This is a genomic window from Accumulibacter sp., assembly GCF_036625275.1.
In the GTDB taxonomy this organism is placed as follows: domain Bacteria; phylum Pseudomonadota; class Gammaproteobacteria; order Burkholderiales; family Rhodocyclaceae; genus Accumulibacter.
This window is the reverse complement of the sequence record NZ_JAZKUD010000001.1, coordinates 166565-188786: the sequence shown is the minus strand read 5'-3', so window position 1 is coordinate 188786 and position 22222 is coordinate 166565. Positions and strand designations below refer to the sequence as shown.

The window sequence follows — 22222 nt, the reverse complement described above, 5'->3', positions numbered from 1 at the left end:
ACCGCCCATGGGCAGCAGCGGCAGCGAATATGACGACATCGGTGCGCAGGTGTTCGCCGAGCAGATCGCCATGATCTACCGGCTGACGCCACATACGCTGGCGATGTCGATGATCGGTTCGACGCTGATCCTGCTCGTGCTCTGGCCGTCGGCGCCGCACGCGCTGTTGCTGGGCTGGTACGCACTGCATCATCTCGTGGCCCTGTTCCGCTATCTGCTGATCCGGGCGTATCGGCAAACCCGACCGACGGTGGCCGCAGCGCCGCTCTGGGCCAGGCGGTTCGTCATCGGCACCTGCGCCGCAGGACTGATCTGGGCAACCGTCGGCAGCGTCCTGTTTCCGACAGACGGCCATCCGATGCAGTTTTTCATCGGCATGTATCTGGTTGGCGTTGCGGCCACCGGCATGTTCTCCCTGGCTGCCTATTTCCGGTCATTCGTGCCACTGGCCGGGTTGACCCTCGTGTCCATGGGCTTGTGGCTGATGTTTTCCGGCAATACCGGCCTGCAGATTACCGGAGCAGTTACTTTTCTATTCGTGTACATCACTTTCTCGAACGCCCGCCGTTTCGAAAAAATGACCATCGATGCCATCCGCCTGCGTCTCGATCTGCATCGAGCCAAGGAGGCTGCCGAGGCCGCGAGCCAGGCCAAGTCGCAGTTTCTGGCCACCATGAGCCATGAAATCCGCACGCCGATGAATGGCGTGCTCGGCACCGCCGAACTGCTGCTCGCCACACCGCTGTCGGAGCAGCAGCGCAGTCTTCTCGATACCCTCTACCGCTCTGGCCAGGGCTTGCTGGGGGTGATCAACGACATCCTCGACTTTTCCAAGATCGAGGCGGGCAAACTGGAACTTCGGGCCGAAGACTTCAACCTGCGCGCCCTGCTCGCTGATCTGGTCGATGGATTCGGCGCCACTGCCGGCAGCAAGGGTCTGGCCCTCTCCGCGCAGGTTGCCAACGATGTCCCCAGCAGCGTGCATGGCGATGCGCTGCGCCTGCGTCAGGTGCTGACCAATCTGGTCGGAAACGCGATCAAGTTTACTGAATCGGGAGGGGTTTCGGTGTCGGTCGAACGCCTTGGTGAGCAACGCTTGCGCTTTTCCGTACGGGATAGCGGCATCGGTTTGGCCGAAGAAGAGCAGAGGCATATTTTCGACGCCTTTGCCCAGGCTGATCTTTCGCACACGCGTCGCTACGGTGGTACCGGGCTAGGCCTGGCAATCTCCCGGCAGATCGTCACCTTGATGGCCGGCACGATGGGTGTCGACAGTACACCGGGCAAGGGATCGACCTTCTGGTTCGAGGTGCCGTTCCAGGCTGCCCAGCAAAACCCGGCCAACACGGCAGCACGGATGCCCGCTGCAACCGTCGAACGGCGTTTGTCCGGGCAGGTGCTGCTGGTTGAAGACAACGCCGTCAACCGGTTAGTCGTGCAGGCGTTTCTCGAAGCTCTCGGATTGCAAGTCAGTCTGGCTGAAAACGGACTGCAGGCGGTTGAGAGAGCCACCGCGCAGCGCTTTGATCTGATCCTGATGGACTGCCAGATGCCGGAACTCGACGGTTTCGAAGCAACCCGCCGGATCCGGGCTCACGAACGAGCGCTGGGCACCCGCGAGCAGAGTGGCATCCCGATCATCGCCCTGACGGCCAACGCCTTTGAAGATGACCGCGAACGCTGCTTCAGTACCGGCATGAACGATTTCATCGCCAAACCGTTCAAGCAGGCCGAACTGTATTCGGTCCTCGCGCGCTGGCTGTGAGGAGTTGCTTGCTTGTTCCGCACACTTCCCGCCAGCCACATTCTGTCGTATCCCCAGGCGATCGATCGGCTGGGAATGTGGAACCTGTCCTGATTGGGGAAGGGAAACAGCTCGGTGCGCATTCTGCTGGTTGAAGACGATATCTTGCTTGGAGACGGCATTCGTGCCGGTCTCAAGCTGGCCGATTACGCGGTCGACTGGGTGCGTGATCCGGACGCGGCACGTCTGGCACTGCTCGACCATGCGTATCAGGCCTGCGTTCTCGATCTCGGCTTGCCGAAGCGCGACGGGTTGTCGGTCCTCAAGGACTTGCGGCAAAGTGGCAACCCGTTGCCGGTGTTGATCCTCACCGCTCGCGACAGCAGTGCCGACAAGATCGCCGGGCTCGACGCCGGGGCTGATGACTACCTCACCAAGCCCTTTGACCTCTTCGAGCTGCAGGCGCGCTTGCGAGCGTTGATACGCCGTGCCGGCGGCGCTTCAGCGCCAATGCTCGAGCACGCTGGAGTGGTGCTCGACCCGGCCAGCAAGCGTGTGACCCGCGATGGCCAGCCGGTGGTCCTGTCGGCTCGCGAATATACCCTGCTGCATGACCTGCTCAGCCACAAGCAGCACATCCGCACGCGCAGTCAGCTCGAAGAAAGTCTGTACGCCTGGGGTGAAGAAACCGGCAGCAACACCGTCGAAGTTTACATTCATCACCTGCGCAAGAAACTTGGCACCCGCTTCATCCGCACCGTTCGCGGTCTCGGCTACTGTCTGGGCGACACCAACTGATGCCGCGGCTCCCCCCGGTGCGCCAGGCCAGTCACTGCGCTGGCACCTGCTGCGCGCCGTCTTTGCCACCGCCCTCCTGGTCTGGAGACTGGTCGCCATCTTCAGCCATGATCAGGCCCGCCATGAAGCCGAGGAATTGACACAACGGACACAACGGACACAGCGACGACATCCTGCTCGCTGTCGCCGATGACGGGCCGGGTGTTTCGCCGGAGGGTTTGCCACGGCTTGTCGAACGCTTTTATCGCGGTCGCGAGGTCAGTACCGAAGGCAGTGGGCTTGCAGTGGGCTTGGATTGGCCATCGTCCAGCGCATCGCTGAATTGCACTCGGCTCGCTTTGAGGATGTGTTTTAGTTCTTTCGGCCAGGCACCAGCTAATCGGATACGGGTATCGTTGGCGTCCCCACGGGGATTCGAACCCCGGTACCTACCGTGAAAGGGTAGTGTCCTGGGCCTCTAGACGATGGGGACCCGGAACTCTTTCGGCTTGTGGTGGAGGTACGCGGGATCGAACCGCGGACCTCTTGCATGCCATGCAAGCGCTCTCCCAGCTGAGCTATACCCCCGCCCGAAAGAAGGCGGGATTATAGGGATTCGGCACCCTGCTGTAAAGCGCTGCGTCACTCGCGATGGCCAGATGGCCCGTAGTGATGGACAGCAGTCTGTTATATCGGCCATAATCGCTCGATCCATTTACTGTATCCGCCATGAAGTTCCTTTTCGATCTTTTCCCGGTCATCCTTTTCTTTATCGCCTACAAGGTTTTCGACATCTACGTCGCAACCGGGGTAGCCATGGTTGCGAGCTTCGCGCAGATTGGCTGGCTATGGTTCAAGGGTCGCAAGATTGACACCATGCTTTGGGTGAGCCTGGTGGTGATCATGGTTTTTGGCGGCATGACCCTGATCCTGCAGGACGAGACCTTCATCAAGTGGAAGCCGACGGTGCTCTATTGGACCTTTGCAGCGACGCTGCTCGGAGGCACGCTGTTCTTCAGGAAGAACCTGATGCGGGCGTTGCTCAGCGAACAGATGGAACTGCCGGAGGCGGCCTGGAGCAAACTCAACTGGTCATGGGTCGGTTTCTTCATTTTCATGGGGATCGCCAACCTTTTCGTGGCTTTCAACTTTTCGACAGACGACTGGGTCAACTTCAAACTGTTTGGTGCGACCGGGCTGATGCTGGTTTTTGTGGTCATTCAGGGGTTGATGCTGTCGAAGTACATCGAGGAGACTAAATGATGTTCTACGCCATCGTTGGCGAAGACCGTCCGGACTCACTGGCCGACCGTCTCGCTGCCCGGCCGGCTCATCTCGAGCGTCTCAGGGCGCTGCAGGATGACGGTCGCTTGCTGCTGGCGGGTCCCTTTCCTGCCATCGATTCTCCCGATCCTGGGCCGGCCGGTTTCTCCGGCAGCCTGATCGTTGCCGAGTTCGCTTCGCTTGAAGCGGCCCAAGCCTGGGCTGACGCCGACCCCTACGTCGCCAGCGGGGTCTACACGACCGTAACCGTCAAGCCATTCAAGAAAGCCCTGCCGGCGTGACCGACGCGCCCGCCGCCGGTGCTGCTGCCAGCGTTGTCACGATCATTCAGCAACGACTCACAGCGCTGTCGCCGATTCGCCTGGAGGTGATCGACGACTCGGCCCGGCATGCCGGGCATGCCGGTGCGCAGGGTGGGGGAGGCCACTATCGCCTGTTGATCGTCTCGGATGCTTTCGCAGAGCTCGCCCGTCTGGCACGTCATCGCTTGGTGCATGCCGCGCTTGATGACCTGGTGCCGATCCGGATTCATGCCTTGAGCATCCAGGCGCTGACCCCTGCAGAATATTCGGCGATGACCTCGACGACTTCCTGAGCACACCCGTTTTACTTCAACCCCAACCAACTCAACCCAACCGAAGGAAAATCAGACATGCACAAGCTTTCCCGACTCGCCAGCGCGTTGCTGCTCGGTGCGCTTATCTCGTTCCCGGCGGCAGCCCAGAAGGCTGCCAGCGGCGCGGTGGCCACCGTCAACGGCGTCGCCATTCCTCAGACCGTCGCCAACGCCTTTGTCGCTGAACAGAAAGCTCAGGGCGCCCCCGATACTCCCGAGTTGAAGAACGCGGTTCGTGAAGAACTGATCCGTCGCGAGCTGCTGGTCCAGGAAGCGAAGAAGCTGAACCTTGACAAGCAACCCGATGTATCGGCGCAAGCCGATCTGGCCAGGCAGGCGATCTTCATCCGCGCTTTCGTTCAGGATTTTGTCAAGAAGCACCCGATTAGCGACCAGGATCTCAAGGCCGCATACGACAAGATGAAGACCCAGATGGGCAATACCGAGTACAAGGTCCGTCACATCCTGGTTGAACAGGAAGACGAAGCCAAAACCATCATCGCCAATCTGAAGAAGGGTGCCAAGTTCGACGAGTTGGCCAAGCAGTCCAAGGATCCTGGCTCCAAGGACAAAGGCGGCGACCTTGGCTGGAACAGCACGGCCAGTTACGTGAAGCCGTTTGGCGATGCGGTTGGCAGTCTGAGCAAGGGCAAGTACACCGAAACCCCGGTCAAGACCGATTTCGGTTATCACGTGATCCTGCTTGAGGACAGCCGTCCGCTGACTGCCCCCCCGTTTGACCAGATCAAGCCGCAACTGGCGCAGCGCCTGCAACAGGAGCAGATCCAGAGATATGTGAATGATCTGCGTGCCAAGGCAAAAGTCCAGTAGCAGTCTTTCCCTACGGAAGGGCGCCGGAAGTCCGGCGCTTCGCCACGCTGAGGCGAGTCAGTCTACCCCGTCCTTCTCGTCATGAAACCGGATCAGATTGCGTCCCGCCTGTTTGGCCTGATACATTCCGGTATCGGCCCGCTTGAGAAGGTCGTCCAGGTTGACGACATGATCGAGAAACAGCGTCACGCCGATGCTCGCCGTGCAATGATGTTCGATTCTCGTGTCCGTTGTTCCTTCGCACCGGATGGTCAGCAGGTAGGGTTCCGATAACCTGATACGGATTTTTTCTGCAACGATCGCGGCCTGCGTACTCGATTCAATCCTATCCGTATGCAGATCACTCAGTATTACGACAAACTCATCGCCGCCGAAACGCGCCACGGTGTCTGCCGCGCGAACGCAGGTTTTCAGTCGATGCGCCGCTTCGATCAGCAGTAAATCGCCCACTGCATGGCCATGCCGGTCATTCAACGGCTTGAAGTTGTCGAGATCGATGAACATCAACGCGCCATAACAGGCACTGCGCTTGCTGGCTGCCATGGTCTGCTGCAGACGGTCGTTGAGCAGCAGGCGATTGGGCAGTTGGGTGAGTGCGTCATAGAAAGCCAGATGGTGGATTTTTTCTTCGGCGGCCCTGCGCTCGGTGACGTCATGGGAAACGACGACCACGCGTTTGATGCGGCCTGCATTGTCCCTGATGGCCCCACCACGAGATTCGATCAGGCGAGTGCCGCCGTCGGCCGTCACAAAGCGAAATTCGAGATGGTGCCCGATCCCCGTGGCAACGGTCGCATGAAAAGCCCCGACGACTCGTTCACGGTCGGCCGGATGGATGTCTTCGAATGAGGAGGTGCCGCAAAGATTCCGGTTGCCGAGCAGGCGCGCATAGGACGGACTGTTGTATACCCGTCGCCCTTCGATGTCGAGAACCGCCACGAAGCCTTCGAGGTTCTCGGTGATCAGGCGGAAGAACGCCTCCTGCTCGCGCAAGGCATTTTCCGCTTCCTTGCTCCGGGTGATGTCTTCGTGGACCACCACGACGCCCTCGCAGGGCGCAAGCATCGGATCAACGCGCATGCGAAACCAGCGTGCCTGATCCGGAGCGTTGCAGGAATATTCGTGGCTGAAATGCGGCTGAGTCCTGGTCAGCACCGCCTCGATTCCCGCCCAGGCCAGCAAGGCCTCGTCTCCACCCGGCTGTCCGGCAGCAGCCATGCAGACGCTTCGATAACTGATACCCACGGAGTCTGTCGCCAGACCTGGCGCTCCGTTTTCCTCGGCGAAGCGTTGCCACGCCCGGTTAACCGAAACGATGACGCCCTGACTATCCAGAACGGCGAGATTCTCGGTCAGCGAATTGAGAATGGTGCGAGTGAAGGCCTCACTTTCCAGCAGCGCTTGTTCTCGCGTTGCAAGTTGCTTGCGGTAGTTCTCGGCCGCCCTGCGTAACTGTTCCCGATGCAGCAGATTGCGGATACGCCGGCGGGTAATCTCTGCGATGATCGGCGGGGTGAAGACGGTGTCGGCAGGACCCGGGACCGGCCCGGTACGCGCTGTCCCGGCCTCGCCGAGGGCGGTCACGAAGATCATCGGAATGTCCTGCAGTCGGGGGTCGGCCTTGAGCCGCCGGCAGGTCTCGTAACCGTCCATTTCCGACATCATGATATCGATCAGGATCAGGTCGGGGGGGGATTCGGCGGCCATCGCCAGCCCCTGTGCGCCGGAACCCGCAAACTGCAACTCGAATTCCGGAGCCAGTGTGGTCCGCAGCGTCAGCAGATTGGCCGGCCGGTTATCGATGACCAAAATCCGTGGCATCGGGTCGCTCATGGTGTGCTTGTCCTTTCACCCGTGCGCTACAGGGATCCTTCGCCGACAGTCCGGCCAGGATATCCCGCAGCATCCTGCTGCTGCCATGGTCCTCACTTCAGTAGTCATCACAAAGACTTAACAGGCTAAATTATAGCCAATATGGCGCCAGTGTCGGATCGGCATGCTGGTCGGGCCATCCGACCGCCGCCAGGATGATGATGCTGCTGTTCAATCCATTGCCGGGATCTGCTATGGTCGCGTCCATGCCGACCATCCTCTCCATCGCCGGACTCTGCAAGACCTACGCCACCGGCTTCCAGGCGCTCAAGGAGATCAGTCTGGAAATTCGCCGTGGTGAAATTTTCGCCTTGCTGGGTCCCAATGGCGCAGGAAAAACCACCCTGATCAGCATTATCTGCGGGATTGTCAATGCCAGCGCAGGGACGGTGCGGGTAGACGGGCACGACATTGTCACCGACTACCGGGCCGCGCGCGCAAAGATCGGTCTGGTGCCGCAGGAACTGACCACCGATGCCTTCGAATCGGTCTGGGCGACGGTTTCCTTTAGCCGTGGCCTCTTCGGCAAGCGCGCGAATCCGGCCTACATCGAAAAGATACTCCGCGAACTCTCCCTGTGGGACAAGAAGGACAACAAGATCATCACCCTCTCGGGCGGCATGAAGCGTCGCCTGCTGATCGCCAAGGCGCTGTCGCACGAGCCACAGATTCTGTTTCTCGACGAGCCAACCGCCGGGGTCGATGTCAACCTGCGGCGTGACATGTGGCAACTGGTGCGCTCGCTCAAGGCCACCGGGGTGACCATCATCCTGACCACCCATTACATCGACGAGGCCGAAGAGATGGCTGACCGGATCGGGGTGATCAGCAAGGGCGAGATCATTCTGGTGGAGGACAAGGTTGAACTGATGCGCAAGCTGGGCAGAAAACAGATGACTCTGCAACTGCAGAATCCACTCGCTGGCATCCCGCCCGGACTCGATGCCTACCCGCTGGAACTGTCAAGCGATGGCAGCGAACTGACCTATACCTACGATACACAAGGCGAGCGAACCGGCATCGTTGCGCTGCTCAGGGATCTCAATGACGCCGCCATCGTCTTCAAGGATCTGCACACCACCCAGAGTTCGCTCGAAGACATCTTCGTCAGCCTGGTGAAGGAGGCAAAATGAACCTGCAGGCCATGCGTGCGATTTACCTCTTCGAGATGGCGCGTACCCGACGCACGCTGCTGCAGAGCATTGTCTCGCCGGTGATCTCGACCTCCCTGTATTTCGTCGTCTTCGGCGCGGCGATCGGTTCGCGCATTCCCGAGATCGACGGCATCAGCTATGGTGCTTTCATCGTGCCGGGGCTGATCATGTTGTCGCTATTGACGCAGAGCGTTTCCAACGCTTCATTCGGGATCTATTTTCCAAAATTCACGGGAACGATCTACGAGCTGCTGTCGGCGCCGGTTTCCTATCTCGAGATCGCGACCAGTTATGTCGGCGCAGCCGCCAGCAAGTCGATCGTCCTTGGCCTGGTGATCCTCGCGACAGCCCGCCTGTTCGTCCCGATCCAGGTCGCACATCCCTTCTGGATGATCCTTTTCCTGGTGCTCACGGCGGTCACTTTCAGTCTTTTCGGTTTCATCATCGGCATCTGGGCCGATAATTTCGAGAAGCTGCAACTGGTGCCGCTGCTGATCATCACCCCCTTGACATTCCTGGGCGGCAGCTTCTACTCGATCCATATCCTGCCACCGATCTGGCAGACGGTCACTCTGTTCAACCCCGTGGTCTATCTGGTCAGCGGTTTTCGCTGGAGTTTTTACGATCTTGCTGACGTGAGCGTCGGCATCAGTCTTGCCATGACGCTGCTGTTCCTGGCGACATTACTGGCGATGGTGGCCTGGATCTTCAAGACCGGTTACCGGCTCAAGACTTAATGTGAAAGTCGCGTCAGCAACTCACAAATCTCCCCTCCCCCGCGCGGGAACGAAGGCGGGGTTTCGCGAAGCACTGCTCCGCGCCGCCGTAGCCGGGGGGTGGGATGGGAAATTCGCGGAGCATACTCTGCGCCCATCGAACGATTCCGGCGTGCCAGCCGGAATGCGCCCTGCAAGGGAGGGAAACGGTCATGACTTTCATGATCGGAGGTGTCTGGAAAAGTCATGACCGTTAGCCGGGTCTTCTCCCTCTTCGTTGAGGAAATCGCGATGACGCCTGACGTGTGCAGTGCTTATTTTCTGCGAAATTCGGCGACCGACGTTGACGACCCTAATTTAATGACCGAAACTTGCCCGTAAGCAGCCGGCCGGCAAGGCCGGGTCCGAAGTCAGACTTGCCGATGGGAGATTGAGCAATGGCACTCTACGCATTTGATGGCACCTGGAACGAAGACGAGGAGGACGAAGCCAGGGACAGCAACGTCGTCCGCTTCCGTGATGCCTACCAAGGCAACCTCTATTACCTCGAGGGGGTCGGCACTCGCCTCGGATTCATTGGCAAGGTGTTGGGCGGTGTCGCCGGAGCTGGCGGCAAACTGCGGATTCGCGAGGCGATCGAGGCGCTTGAAAGGAACCTTGCCGCTGGCGACCGGACGATCGACATCGTCGGATTCAGTCGGGGTTCGGCGCTGGCGGTGCACTTCGCCAACGAGGTCAAGGAGAACTTTCCGGAGGTTCGCATCCGCTTTCTGGGTATCTGGGATCTGGTCGCCTCGTTCGGCATTCCCGGCAATCCGATCAACCTCGGCTGGCACCTGACCCTGCCGGATAACGTCGAGAAATGCTGTCACGCACTGGCACTCGACGAACGCCGGGAGAACTTTCGGCCGACGCGGATCAAGCGCGCTGACGGCAGCGTGCCGCCGCGCGAAACGCTCAGGGAGGTCTGGTTTCGCGGAGTACACTCCGACGTCGGTGGCGGCCAGAGCGTCGGTCTGTCACATATCTCGCTGTGCTGGATGATCCGGCAGGCGGAAGCCGCGGGGCTGTCCTTCGACGCCCAGAAGCTGGCCGGTTATGCATCGCGGTGCGATGCGACGGCACCGATCTCGAAGAATTTCGATCCGCAGCTTGATCCGGCGCGCCGGATAGAAGCAACCGACCTGATCCATCACACGGTGTCGGCGCGGCCCGATGCCGGCCGCCTGGTGCACAACAACCCACCACCCGGCAACCCGATCGAAACAGCCTGAACGGGGACTGCCGGGCAGTGCGGCTGACTGGACGCGCCGGCATGAGGTCCGATTGGGCCGCCTCGGCAAACAGGCCGGGCGGCCGCTAGCGAGCCTGCAGTGTCCTGCCGGCACGATGGCGGCAGAGGCGGTGTTCCGTCTTGCGACAGACCCAGGAGAACCCGATGAACGGCAGCGGCGCTCGCAATACCCACAGGATCGATCCGGAACACTTCACCGCCGGTGTCGACGGCTACTCGTTCGACGTGGCGCTGGACCTCGCCAGGCTGAGTGAGCAGGCTTACCGGTCGGCACAGGAGTTTGCCAGTGACCTGGGCGCGCAGGCAGGCGAAGCGTGGGTTTTCGACCCGCAGGCGGACTTCGTTGCCGACGACGGGATCGGCACGCAAGCCTTCATCGTCGCCGCAGCGAATGGCACCGGGTTGCTGGTCTTCCGGGGTTCCGAACAACAGTTGAACGACTGGCTGGTGAACTTCAACACCCGCCGCAGCGATGGTCCGGGCGGCTTCGTACACCGGGGATTCCGGGACGCACTCGAAGCCGTATGGACGCGCATCCGCGACCGGCTGGCAGCACATGCGGTTCGTGATCTCTGGATCAGCGGCCACAGTCTTGGTGGTGCGCTGGCGGTGCTGGCAGCGGCGCGTTGCGTGCTCGGCGACTCGTCCACCGGCGAGGGGCGGCCCGAAAACGGGCTGAGGGTGTGTGGCGTCTACACTTACGGCCAGCCGCGGGTCGGCGACTGGCAATTCGCCGCCGCCTACGAAGACGCGCTGGGTCTGAAGACCTTCCGTTTCGTCAATCGCGACGATGTCGTCCCGCGCGTGCCGCTGGCGAGCACGGGTTTTCGTCACGTCGGCCGCCGCTTCTACTTCGATCACCGGGGGGTGCTCGAGGAGCGCGACCGCGCCGCCGACCTGATCGGCCCAAGGGTCGAGGCAGCCCTCAAGAAATGCGAGGATGCCCTCAGTCAGCTTGGGGACAACAAGGACGTCAAGCCCTTCTCGCTGATCGCCGATCACGATATCGCCACATACATCGCACTGCTCGAAAACAACCGCTCGTTTACCGCCGAGAACCTGCAGGCCGTGTCGTCGCGGCAGGTGATCTGGGCCGAGTGGCAGGCACTCCAGCGGCTCCCCGGCGGCACTCCGGCAGCGTCGAACACGGCGGCCGAAGGCGTCACAGCACCGCCGCCAGGGCCCCCGGAAGATCTGGCCGAGCAGCCGCCAGCGCCGGCAGAAAGCGCTCGACAGATCTCTCCCGAGCCGCAATGTGCCGGCCTGGCCTTGTCCGGTGGCGGCATCCGCAGCGCGACCTTCAACCTCGGTGTGCTGCAGGCACTGGCCAGCGGCGGCGTTCTGCCGCGCATCGATTATCTGTCGACAGTCTCCGGCGGCGGCTACATCGGAGCATGGCTGACCGCCTGGCTCTACCGCACCGGCAAGAGCACCGGCGACACCCCCGGTCTGACTGCGGCCGAGGCGGCCGAGGCCGTCGCCGCGCGCCTGGGGGGCACGGAACGGCAACGGGCCGAGCAGTTCAACGACGCAGGAGAACCGCGCGAGGTCACCTGGCTCAGGCGCTTCAGCAATTACCTGACCCCCCGTGCGGGGCTGTTCAGCGCCGACACGCTGACCGCTCTGGCCACCTGGTTGCGCAACACCCTGGTCAACCAGTTGCTGCTGGTGACCGCCCTGGCCCTGGTCCTGTTCATTGCCTGGGGCCTGATCGCTGCCCTGCCGGACACCGGATCGACGCAGCCCGTGCTCTCCCCAGTGTCGGGTCTGGGTCCGTGGGCGGTGATTCTGCTGGCAACCTTTCTCGCCGCGTCTTCCGAAAGCCGATCGGCCGACCGCTGCCTATCCGGCAGGGTGGAAGCCAGCCTCGTCGTGGCTTCGCTCTTCTGCCTGCTGTGGGTGACCCTGCCCTTCCTGCTCCTGCTCGTCTGGCCGGCGTTCGGCGGAGCACCTGGCCTGACCGGGCCTGCGCACCGGCTGCTGTTCATCGTGCTGGCGCCGCCGCTGACGCTGCTGGCGGCCTTCTCGGCAGGCTCCTTGCTGCTCGCGCTCCTGCATCAGCTTGGCGGCGAGATGTATCGCGAATGGTGGGCACGCTGCAACGGCCGTCTGCTGCATACGACGGTCGTCTGGTTGGCGGCCAGCGGAATCGCTTTCGGCACGCCCTTCCTTTGGCACCTGTCGTGGAATTACCTGATGACGGCCGGGGGGATTGCCTGGCTGGCGACCACCGCGATGGGTGCCCTGTCGGCGACCAGCGCCCAGTGCAGCGGCACCGAACGCAGGCCGAACTGGCGCGGATGGCTGGCGCGAGCGGCACCTTACGCATTCATCGTCGGCCTGCTCGGGCTGGTCGCTCTCGGCGTTCATTGGGGCATCCAGAAGCTCGGGGCGCCGGTGGAGACCACGACGGCAGTGGCCGACCAGGCAACGCCGGGCGCCGTTCCGCAGACTGGCGAAGCCTGCCCCGAAAAGAGCAGCGGCTGGAACCTGGCCTATCGGATCGTCGACCGCGAAACGGCCGCCCAGGTCGAGAGTCCTTCGGCAACGATCGACTGCTGGCTGGTAACGCCCTTCGCCGATTACGCCAACCTTTCCCTGTACCGTGTCCGCGCCATCACCGCAGGGCAGTGGTGCACCGTACTCGCGCTGCTTTTCCTGGTAATCGTCATGCTCGCCTGGCGGCTGGACATCAACATCTTCTCGCTGCACTTCTTCTATCGCAATCGGCTCGCGCGCTGCTACCTTGGTGCATCCAACAGCGAACGCCGGCCCAACCTGTATACCGGCATGACCGACCAGGATTCGCCACCGCTCTGCGACCTGGCCAGAGTACGGCCTTATCCGCTGATCAACTGCGCACTCAACATCACCCACGATCCGGTCGCCGGCGCCACCGACCGCCTGGGCTGGCAGGAACGCAAGGCGGCCTCGTTTCTTTTCAGCCCGCTTCACTGCGGCTACCGGCTGGCCTTCGGCGAACGCGGCATCGACGCTTTCCAGAAGACGGCCGATTTTGCTGTCAAGGCAGTCGGCAGGAAAGAGCCTCTCCCGCTGGCGATGGCCATGACGATTTCCGGCGCGGCGGCGAGCCCCAACTGGGGCTACCACACCAATGCCGCCACGGCTTTCCTGATGACCGTCTTCAACGCCCGGCTTGGCTGGTGGCTGCCGAACCCGCGCAAGCCGACCTGCTGGCGCAAGGACTCCCGAAGCTTCAGCAGCCGGATGCTGCTCCTCGAGCTGCTGGGTCTGTCCTCCGACCGCAAGGATCTGGTCTACCTCAGCGACGGCGGCCATTTCGAGAACCTCGGACTCTATGAGCTTGTCCGGCGGCGCTGTCGGGTGATCATCGCCTCCGACGCCTCGCAGGACGGCGACTATACCTTCGAGGATCTCGGCAACGCAGTCCGCAAGTGCCGGACCGACTTCGGCGTCGAGATCGACATCGATCCGCGCAGCATCATTCCCGATGCCAGCGGTGTGTCCGCCGGCCACTCTGCGATCGGTCTGATCCATTACCCGGAGACCGAAGAGCGCCCGGCCGCCGAAGGCCTGCTGTTTTACATCAAGCCGTCGCTGACCGGCGACGAGTCGGCCGACCTGCTGCAGTACAAATCCCAGCATCAGGATTTTCCGCATGTGTCGACGCTCGATCAGTGGTTCGACGAATCGCAGTTCGAGAGCTATCGCAAGCTCGGGCAGCACATCGCGCAAGAGCTGATCGCCGACAAGTTCCGCCCGCTGCGGCACCGCCCCGGAATCGAACCGCTGCGCGAGGCCCTCGGCAAACTGCACGCGTCGCTGGCCGGCTAGCCGCCTGTCGGACTTTGAGTAGGGAAAACCGCCAAATTTCACGATACGGAATGAGCAGGCCGGATTTCGTTTTTTTCCCGCTTTTTGTACGGTTTTCCCGTCGTTTTTCCCTACTGCGGGCGCAACTTGGCCATGCGCTTCAAGTTCCACGCCAGGCAGACCCCGCGATCACCGGATCGATGCCGGCCGCCTCGCCCTCCTGGATGTTCTTCTCGGTGCAGTAGCAGTAGCCACTGTCGGCGATCAGACTGTCCACGGGGTAGCCAGAGATTGCCCAGCCTGAGCCGTTTCATTTCCCTGGCCATCTCCAGGACCTGCAGGAACAGGTCGCTCAGTTCGTCGAGAAAACGCCGGCGGAACGTCGCCAGGCTGTCGTGATCGGGATGGCTGCCGGCGGCGATGTAGCGGCAGGCGACCGAATCGTAGGTCGCCCGCTCCAGCTTGCGACTGGAGAAGATCCCCGTGACGTAGCTATAGACCAGCAATACAATAGAATACAACCATAACAACTTGACACCTTCCCCTCGATGACATACGCTGAAACCAGCAAATCCAAGGGGTTATTCATGTCTCCGCCAATACAGCTCAATCGCACGCAGGCGCACAATGCCCTGTACAAAATCGAAGGCTCATTGAACCCGGCAATACGAGCAGCCGCGTCAAACCTGTTTGGCCTGCTTGAAGAAGATGGCTCGGTGTCCATCAAACGGGTTCACGACACCCTGTTTCCACTGGCTGACACCAAGAGCGCCGCCGCTCAGCTCTCCACGCTCTTGAAAGCACTGGAGGCGGCTGCCACACAACGCAAGTTGCCCTTCGAAGCGGCGTACAGCGGTGCCAAGAACAAGGGCGTAGCCAACCGCAGCCTCCATTTTTTGGGCATGCGCCAGGTTCCGGTTGCGGATACGGAAGGACTGGACGCCATCCCGCCGGAGCAGCGCGTTGCGGGTCAGATGGCCGTCCCGCTCAACGCACCGATCCTGCTCGTCACCTTCAACGACAACGAATTCCAAGCCGTTCGCGACAAGTTCTGGCCGAGGGAGATGGGCAATCCGCCAACACGTGGCACGGGCGAGGAAATCGTCGATGACTTGGGCGTCGTCAATGACTGGCAGGTATGGCATGCGCACAGCCGCCAGGGCAACCCGGCTTCCCAACGTTCCGTGACGACCCTTGCAAAAGCACACAGCCCTTATGCTGTCATCGCGGTGGGCATCGCCTTCGGCCTGAACGACCGGAAGCAGCGTATAGGCGAAGTACTGGTCAGCCGCTTCATTGTCCCTTACGAGCTTGCGCGAGTCGGCTCCGCAGGCAGCGAGTTACGCGGCCCACGCCCACCTGCTTCGCGTGCGCTGACGACGGCGATCGAACAGCTCGACGTTCGCCGGCAGGCAAACGAAACCGGCTGGCCCCTGCTGCGCTTCGGTGGCGTGTTGACGGGTGAAAAACTGGTTGACGACCGTGATTTCCGAGACATGCTGGTCAGGTTGGCAGGACAGGACGACCTGATTGGTGGCGAGATGGAAGCTGCAGGCCTTGCCACGGCCCTGGAGGGAAGCGGCATCAAATGGGTTGTCGTCAAGGCGATCTGCGATTTTGGCGATGGCAACAAATCCAACCCCGACAAAGAGAAACACCAGCGCCTCGCGGCAGATAACGCGGTGAGCGTGGTTCACACCTTGCTCGAATCCGAATGTCTGGCCAAGCCTTCGCCGACGCCACCCCGTACCGCCGGGAGCGGACAGCGTGAGAAGCCAGGTAGCGAAGCAAACTTACAGCGCTGCCAGGCGCAGGAAGCTGACAACCCGCATCGCATCCTTGGGCAATCAGGTACGCCGGTTTCCCTTGAAAATGTTTCTTCCGATCGGGAATCGCCGAGCGGTCCGCAAGTCGTCGCCCTCGATCACATCCTGCACTGGCTCGAAGACACTGGCGCACCACCACTTTACGCTTTGCTCGGCGAATACGGCATGGGCAAGACCACGCATTGTCAGGTACTCACCAGGCACTTGCAGGAAGAGCGCCGCCAGGGCAGGAATGGGCTTGCGCCCCTTTACTTCGACCTGCGCAAGGTGGAAAACGTGGCTGCCGCGGAAGCAGGCCTGCCTGGACATGTTGCCACGCTACGCGAGACCATCGAGGACTGCCTGCGGAATGGCTACCTGCACGTCGACGGCGACATGCCGCGCTACGAACAGGTCAACGAGATCATCGACGCCGGATCGCTGGTCATTTTCGACGGCCTCGACGAGGTGCTCTCTCGCATCACCGACAAGCAGGGCCAAACCTTCACGGCCAACCTGCTCAAGGTCATTCCGGAAGCACGCGAGCGCCAGCGTGAACTGGGTCGCCAGGACGACGCGCTGCGCCCCCCCAAGGTACTGATAAGCTGCCGAACCCAGTTTTTCCGCAATCTTGCCGAACAAAACAGTCGTCTGACCGGACAGCAGCGTGGCAGCCAGACTGCCAAGCAGTATCAAGCATGCGTCCTGCAGCCCTTTTCCGACGAACTGATCCGCAAGTACTTCGAGGCCTCCGTGCCTGATCGGAACGTAGACCAACTAATGACGATGGTCGAGTCGATCCACAATTTGCGCGATCTCGCCTCCCGCCCATTCACCCTGAAACTGGTCGCAGAGTTCATCCCGCGCATCCAGAGCTGGCAGCGGCAGGGGCGGGCGATTTCTGGGGTAACGCTGTACCGGGAGGTGGTCCGCGAGTGGCTGCTGCGCGACGAGGAAAAGCAAAGCTTCCAGCCCGAAGACAAAGAGCGCATTGCCAGCGATCTGGCCGCTCACCTTGTCCGCCAGGGCTTGCGCAGCTTCAGCGCACGCGAACTCGAGAACTGGCTGGACGAATGGCTCGGCAAGCTCAGGCCCAGCGCCTCCATTCTGAAAAAGCCGGTCGATCTGCTCTACCAGGACTTGCGCAATGCCACCTTCCTCAAGCGCATCGACGGAGATCGTCCGGAAAACAGCCGCTTCGAGTTTGCCCATACCTCCCTGCAGGAATTCTTCGTCGCTGCCTTCCTGCATCGTGCCCTGGTCGAGAACCATCCCGATGATTGGGCGCTGGCGCAGGGCGTCAGCGATGAAACGCTCGATTTCGTTGGCCAGTGGCTTGTCGACGAGGCGTCCAGCCAATCGACTGCCCTGCAGACACTGGCCAGCTTGCGCGGTGGCGCCGGCGGGCTGGCGGCGGCAACGCTGTGCTTCCGCTACTTCCTGCTCGCCAGTCGCAAAGACCTGCCGAACATCTCCGGCAGAGGCTTCCAACTCGGCGGCCTGATCTTGCGCCGGGAGTGCCTCGATTGGTCGGCGCAGACCCAACCCCTGATGCTCGACGGGCTGAATCTGCGCAACGCCAGCCTGGAGCAGTGCGAATGGCGCAATGTGAGCCTGAACGGGAGCGATTTTTCCGGTGCCCGGCTCAATGGCGCGATGTTTGTCGCCTGCAAGCTCGATGGCTCGCACTGGCAAGGCGCTGACCTTGCCGGCACGGTGATCCGCGCCTCGCTACGCAAGGCCGATCTGACCACCGCCAGACTCCATCGCACGCTCGTCGCTGGCGCATCCGCAAGCGCCGCCACCGGGCTGGATGCGGACTGGCCGCGGGCCTGGGCTGTGCGCTCGGCAATCGGCCCATCCGGGGCCGGCACCATGCCGAAGCGCCTGCTCACCCTGACGGGGCATGTAGACGTGGTGTCGAGTTGCGCCTTTTCGCCCGACGGTCGGCGCCTGCTCTCGGCGGGCAGGGACGGCACCCTGCGGCTGTGGGATGCCGGGAGCGGCGACCGCCTGCTCACCCTGACGGGGCATGCAGGCAGGGTGACGAGTTGCGCCTTTTCGCCTGACGGTCAGCGCCTGCTCTCGGCGGGCAGTGACGGCACCCTGCGGCTGTGGGATGCCGAGAGCGGCGACCGCCTGCTCTCCCTGACGAGGCTTGAAGGCAGGGTGACGAGTTGCGCCTTTTCGCCCGACGGTCAGCGCCTGCTCTCGTCGGGCAGTGACGGCACCCTGCGGCTGTGGGATGCCGAGAGCGGCGACCGCCTGCTCACCCTGACGAGGCTTGAAGGCTGGGTGACGAGTTGCGCCTTTTCGCCCGACGGTCAGCGCCTGCTCTTGGCGGGCATTGACGGCACCCTGCGGCTGTGGGATGCCGAGAGCGGCGACCGCCTGCTCTCCCTGATGGGGCTTGAAGGCTGGGTGTGGAGTTGCGCCTTTTCGCCCGACGGTCAGCGCCTGCTCTTGGCGGGCCAGGACGGCACCCTGCGGCTGTGGGATGCCGAGAGCGGCGACCGCCTGCTCTCCCTGACGGGGCATGCAGGCGGGGTGACGAGTTGCGCCTTTTCGCCCGACGGTCAGCGCCTGCTCTCGGCGGGCGATGACGGCACCCTGCGGCTGTGGGATGCCGAGAGCGGCGACCGCCTGCTCTCCCTGACGGGGCATGCAGGCACGGTGTGGAGTTGCGCCTTTTCGCCCGACGGTCGGCGCCTGCTCTCGGCGGGCGATGACGGCACCCTGCGGCTGTGGGATGCCGGGAGCGGCGACCGCCTGCTCACCCTGACGGGGCTTGAAGGCTGGGTGTGGAGTTGCGCCTTTTCGCCCGACGGTCGGCGCCTGCTCTCGGCGGGCAGTGACGACACCCTGCGGCTGTGGGATGCCGAGAGCGGCGACCGCCTGCTCTCCCTGACGGGGCATGCAGGCGGGGTGACGAGTTGCGCCTTTTCGCCCGACGGTCGGCGCCTGCTCTCGGCGGGCATTGACGACACCCTGCGGCTGTGGGATGCCGAGAGCGGCGACCGCCTGCTCTCCCTGACGGGGCATGCAGGCGGGGTGACGAGTTGCGCCTTTTCGCCCAACGGTCGGCGCCTGCTCTCGGCGGGCATTGACGGCACCCTGCGGCTGTGGGATGCCGAGAGCGGCGACCGCCTGCTCTCCCTGACGGGGCATGAAGGCGGGGTGCGGAGTTGCGCCTTTTCGCCCGACGGTCAGCGCCTGCTCTCGGCGGGCATTGACGGCACCCTGCGGCTGTGGGATGCCGAGAGCGGCGACCGCCTGCTCTCCCTGACGGGGCATGCAGGCAGGGTGACGAGTTGCGCCTTTTCGCCCGACGGTCGGCGCCTGCTCTCGGCGGGCAGTGACGGCACCCTGCGGCTGTGGGATGCCGAGAGCGGCGACCGCCTGCTCTCCCTGACGGGGCTTGAAGGCTGGGTGTGGAGTTGCGCCTTTTCGCCCGACGGTCGGCGCCTGCTCTCGGCGGGCAGTGACGGCACCCTGCGGCTGTGGGATGCCGAAAGCGGCGACCGCCTGCTCACCCTGACGGGGCATGCAGGCGGGGTGACGAGTTGCGCCTTTTCGCCCGACGGTCGGCGCCTGCTCTCGGCGGGCATTGACGGCACCCTGCGGCTGTGGGACGCACATACCGGTGGCGCCATCGGCCCGCGTATCCATGATTTTGGCCGAGGCCATTGGTGTGTGACCGACGCGCGAGGCCAGACGCTACAGCTTGCACACGGTGAACTCTGGCGCTACCTGGGCTGGCAGGTACGCTTCCCCGACGGCCATTACGATACCGTACCACTGGAATATTTCGGGCCGGTGCCAGGAGTGAGCTAGGTCTGCGCGTAGCGACGCCGGCATTGGCGCGATGCAACATCTGAACGGCGTAGAGTGCGCAAGTCTTCGACTTTCGGACTCTACGACTTGACGGTGTCAATGGCTCATCGAAACCTGCACCCATCAACCATCGAGCCCCACCATGAACGACAACGGATCCGGGCACGTCGCCCTCCTCATCGATTTCGGAAATTTTGTCTTCGGCCTCGAAAATTCCTGTGGCAAGGAGTACGCCTCCCAGCTGGACCCAGGCTCCTTGTCGGGCTCGCCGAGGAGTACGGCCAGGTCACCGACATCCGCTAACCACCCTCCATTTGCGCCTGCAGATAGTTTGGCAGCGACACCTCCCGAATCAGGCCCTGCTGAGTTTCCAGCCAGTCGATGGCCTGTTCGCAGTGCTCCAGCAGCTCTTCCAGCAGATCACGGCTGACATAGTCGTGCCACTGCTCGCAGAGGGTGATGCTCTGGACCAGCAGTGGTCGATGGATTTCGCGTTCGAACTCAAGGTCGCCGGCGAGGCACTCGACGACGTTTTCACCGATCAGCAGCTTCCCGAGGTTTTGCAGGTTCGGGAGGCCTTCGAGGAAGAGAACGCGCTCGATCACTTCATCCGCTTCCTTCATGACGCGGAGGGACTGCTGGTAGTGGTAGTCGTTCAGCTTCTCCACACCCCAATTGCGAAACATGCGCGCGTGCAGAAAATACTGGTTGATCGCGGTCAGTTGATTCTTCAGCACCTTGTTCAGGGCTTCGATCACCTTCTTGTCACCTTGCATGGACCCTCTCCTCAAGCCGTCGAGCCCATCTGGCTCTGCTGATAATTTTCCAGCCCCACCCGTTCGATCAGGCGTAGCTGCTTTTCCAGGTAATACGCATGATCCATCTCGGAATCTTCGAGCTGTACGCCGAGCAGGTCACGCGTGACATAGTCACGGGCTTTTTCGCAGGCAGCCATGGCCTTCTTCAGTTCGCCGACGACCTTGTATTCGACCTCCAGGTCGGCTTTGAGCATTTCCGGAACGGTCTTGCCGGTGTTGAGGACCTCACGCCTGTCGAGTTGGGGTTTACCTTCCAGAAAGAGGATGCGCTGGATCAGGGCACGTGCATGCTGGCGCTCGTGCTCCGATTCATGGAGACTCTTTTCGGCCAACTGCCGCAGGCCGAAATCGGCGTACATCTCGCCGTGGATCAGGTACTGATCGACTGCCGTCAGTTCGCCGGCAAGCAGGCTGTTGAGGATATCGATGATGCTCTGGTCGCCTTTCATGGGCTTCTCCGATCGAGGTATCGAGGTCAAGTGACGAGGCGCCTGGCCAACCCTCTTCGGCCAGCCGGTTGCGCCATTCTAGGGGAGCCATGCCGAAAAGGGGAGAGCCTGTGCAGTCGGTGGGAACCGGCCAGCGGATTGGTCCGCAAACCATTGGCCATAGGCCCACGCACTTCAGGCAGGGCTTTCGGCCTGCCGCCGCTTCCCGCCTGGGGTTCCGCAATGCGGACGACGCCCCCAGGCCAACCTGACACCCCTTGGTTTTTCGGTAAAGCTCAATAGCTCAAGGTCTTGGGCAGTTCCTTCGCCTGTTGCACCCAGGACTCGACCATGGCCAGGGAAGGGGCTTGCTTGGTGATCTGATGGCTGGCGTTGGTCTCGACAATCTTCGCATGCAGATTGTCGGCGCGGCGGGTGGACAGTTCCTTGACCGTATCGACGCCGGCCTTCTCGAGCAGGTCGGAATAGACTCCGGAGACGCCCTTGATGCGCGCCAGATCGGCCCGGTTGGCAAGCTCCAGAATGACACGGGTATCACAACCGCAGGCGCTGGCGAGGACTTTTCTCTGTGCCGGCGCAGCGGCTGCGGTGAGAAGCTGTTCATTGTTGATGATTCCATTTGCCTTGAGCTTTTCGATCAGATCGGGAGTGCTTCCCTGCAAGTCCTTGACTGAGACGGTCATTTCGGTTTTCTCCTCTGGGGTAGTTGGCTGAAGCGAAGTTTGCATGTCGCCGGAATCTCCAGGCCAGGCGGCTATTCGGCGGAGACAATTCTAATTCTAACGGTCATGACTTTTCCAGGCACCCCCGATCATAAAGTCATGACCGTTTTTCTCTCCCCCGGCCCCTCCACCGCAAGGGGGAGGGGCGATCACTGGATCGATGCCACCTTCGCCGGCACACGTGTCATACTATCTGCGCATCGCCAACGGCCCACAGCACACGCTGGCGCAGGCCGCACTGCCGACACCATGAACGCCACGATCCCGCCACCTTCACACTCGCGCCACCATCGCCGCCATGCGCTGGTGGCTGGGCTCGGCCGTGCTGGCAGGGCTGGCTGCAGCCTGCGCCTGCTGCCAGCGGTTCCCTTCACGGTGGCGAGCCTCGTGGCGGGACTGACAGCGATGCGCACCGGGACCTTCACTTGGGTCGGCTTCGTCGGCATGGCAGCCAGCACCTTCGCAGGACCATCACCGAAGCCAAGGCGAAAGACAGCGCCCCGACATGAAC

The 22222-nt window shown here is 62.2% G+C and carries 16 protein-coding genes, 2 tRNA genes and 1 pseudogene; 12 read left to right on the top strand and 7 right to left on the bottom strand.

Going from position 1 to position 22222, the window contains the following annotated elements; translation table 11 throughout:
- The first annotated feature begins 7 nt into the window (after positions 1–7).
- From V5B39_RS00900 to V5B39_RS00890, 3 genes are all read left to right on the top strand, one after another.
- The gene (locus V5B39_RS00900) at positions 8–1765 is read left to right on the top strand and encodes an ATP-binding protein (protein ID WP_332340673.1); all 1758 of its coding nucleotides are present in this window, start codon (positions 8–10) and stop codon (positions 1763–1765) included.
- 114 nt (positions 1766–1879) lie between these two features.
- Positions 1880–2542 (top strand): response regulator transcription factor, encoded by a 663-nt coding sequence (locus V5B39_RS00895; RefSeq protein ID WP_332340672.1) that lies wholly within the window; start codon positions 1880–1882, stop codon positions 2540–2542.
- Between the two features lie 218 nt (positions 2543–2760).
- The gene (locus V5B39_RS00890) at positions 2761–2979 is read left to right on the top strand and encodes a hypothetical protein (RefSeq protein WP_332340810.1); all 219 of its coding nucleotides are present in this window, start codon (positions 2761–2763) and stop codon (positions 2977–2979) included.
- On the opposite strand, the gene V5B39_RS00885 is transcribed toward V5B39_RS00890, so the two are convergent.
- Positions 2939–3014: transfer RNA gene (locus V5B39_RS00885), tRNA-Glu, on the bottom strand. The two genes, V5B39_RS00890 and V5B39_RS00885, sit on opposite strands and share 41 nt — an antisense overlap.
- 19 nt (positions 3015–3033) lie before the next feature.
- Positions 3034–3109, bottom strand: a tRNA-Ala gene (locus V5B39_RS00880).
- 141 nt (positions 3110–3250) lie between these two features.
- On the opposite strand from V5B39_RS00880, the gene V5B39_RS00875 reads away from it, so the two are divergent.
- Genes V5B39_RS00875 through V5B39_RS00860 form a run of 4 tightly spaced genes read left to right on the top strand, consistent with a single transcriptional unit; the run spans position 3251 to position 5252 of the window.
- Entirely contained in the window at positions 3251–3784 is a 534-nt protein-coding gene (locus V5B39_RS00875) for a septation protein A (RefSeq protein ID WP_332340671.1), read from the top strand.
- A complete protein-coding gene (locus V5B39_RS00870) occupies positions 3784–4086 on the top strand; it encodes a YciI family protein (RefSeq protein ID WP_332340808.1) in 303 nt (100 codons plus the stop codon). The genes V5B39_RS00875 and V5B39_RS00870 overlap by 1 nt, the downstream gene beginning before the upstream one ends.
- Positions 4083–4400 carry a BolA family protein gene (locus V5B39_RS00865; protein WP_332340670.1) on the top strand — a complete coding sequence of 106 codons (318 nt, stop codon included), beginning with the start codon at positions 4083–4085 and terminating at the stop codon, positions 4398–4400. Before V5B39_RS00870 ends, V5B39_RS00865 begins: the two co-directional genes overlap by 4 nt.
- Positions 4401–4457: 57 nt before the next feature.
- Positions 4458–5252 carry a peptidylprolyl isomerase gene (locus tag V5B39_RS00860; RefSeq protein ID WP_332340669.1) on the top strand — a complete coding sequence of 265 codons (795 nt, stop codon included), beginning with the start codon at positions 4458–4460 and terminating at the stop codon, positions 5250–5252.
- 57 nt (positions 5253–5309) lie between these two features.
- On the opposite strand, the gene V5B39_RS00855 is transcribed toward V5B39_RS00860, so the two are convergent.
- The gene (locus V5B39_RS00855; protein WP_332340668.1) at positions 5310–7085 is read right to left on the bottom strand and encodes a diguanylate cyclase domain-containing protein; all 1776 of its coding nucleotides are present in this window, start codon (positions 7083–7085) and stop codon (positions 5310–5312) included.
- 245 nt (positions 7086–7330) lie between these two features.
- On the opposite strand from V5B39_RS00855, the gene V5B39_RS00850 reads away from it, so the two are divergent.
- From V5B39_RS00850 to V5B39_RS00835, 4 genes are all read left to right on the top strand, one after another.
- Positions 7331–8257, top strand: a complete 927-nt coding sequence (locus tag V5B39_RS00850) for an ABC transporter ATP-binding protein (protein ID WP_332340666.1) — start codon at positions 7331–7333, stop codon at positions 8255–8257.
- Positions 8254–9015, top strand: coding sequence for an ABC transporter permease (locus tag V5B39_RS00845; RefSeq protein WP_332340664.1), 762 nt, complete (start codon positions 8254–8256; stop codon positions 9013–9015). The genes V5B39_RS00850 and V5B39_RS00845 overlap by 4 nt, the downstream gene beginning before the upstream one ends.
- 416 nt (positions 9016–9431) lie before the next feature.
- A complete protein-coding gene (locus V5B39_RS00840) occupies positions 9432–10268 on the top strand; it encodes a DUF2235 domain-containing protein (protein WP_332340662.1) in 837 nt (278 codons plus the stop codon).
- Between the two features lie 164 nt (positions 10269–10432).
- Positions 10433–14104, top strand: coding sequence for a lipase family protein (locus V5B39_RS00835; protein ID WP_332340660.1), 3672 nt, complete (start codon positions 10433–10435; stop codon positions 14102–14104).
- Between the two features lie 260 nt (positions 14105–14364).
- On the opposite strand, the pseudogene V5B39_RS00830 reads toward V5B39_RS00835, so the two are convergent.
- Positions 14365–14589: pseudogene (locus V5B39_RS00830) on the bottom strand (transposase); the annotation flags it as partial.
- 81 nt (positions 14590–14670) lie between these two features.
- On the opposite strand from V5B39_RS00830, the gene V5B39_RS00825 reads away from it, so the two are divergent.
- A complete protein-coding gene (locus V5B39_RS00825) occupies positions 14671–19722 on the top strand; it encodes a pentapeptide repeat-containing protein (protein WP_332340658.1) in 5052 nt (1683 codons plus the stop codon).
- 299 nt (positions 19723–20021) lie between these two features.
- On the opposite strand, the gene bfr (V5B39_RS00820) is transcribed toward V5B39_RS00825, so the two are convergent.
- The 3 genes from bfr (V5B39_RS00820) to V5B39_RS00810 form a co-directional block, all read right to left on the bottom strand.
- Positions 20022–20498: a bacterioferritin gene (gene bfr / locus V5B39_RS00820; protein ID WP_332340656.1), complete on the bottom strand. Its 477-nt coding sequence runs from the start codon at positions 20496–20498 to the stop codon at positions 20022–20024.
- Positions 20499–20509: 11 nt separating this feature from the next.
- A complete protein-coding gene (bfr, locus tag V5B39_RS00815; protein ID WP_332340654.1) occupies positions 20510–20989 on the bottom strand; it encodes a bacterioferritin in 480 nt (159 codons plus the stop codon).
- 275 nt (positions 20990–21264) lie between these two features.
- A complete protein-coding gene (locus tag V5B39_RS00810) occupies positions 21265–21672 on the bottom strand; it encodes a DUF4332 domain-containing protein (protein WP_332340653.1) in 408 nt (135 codons plus the stop codon).
- Positions 21673–22222: the final 550 nt, after the last annotated feature.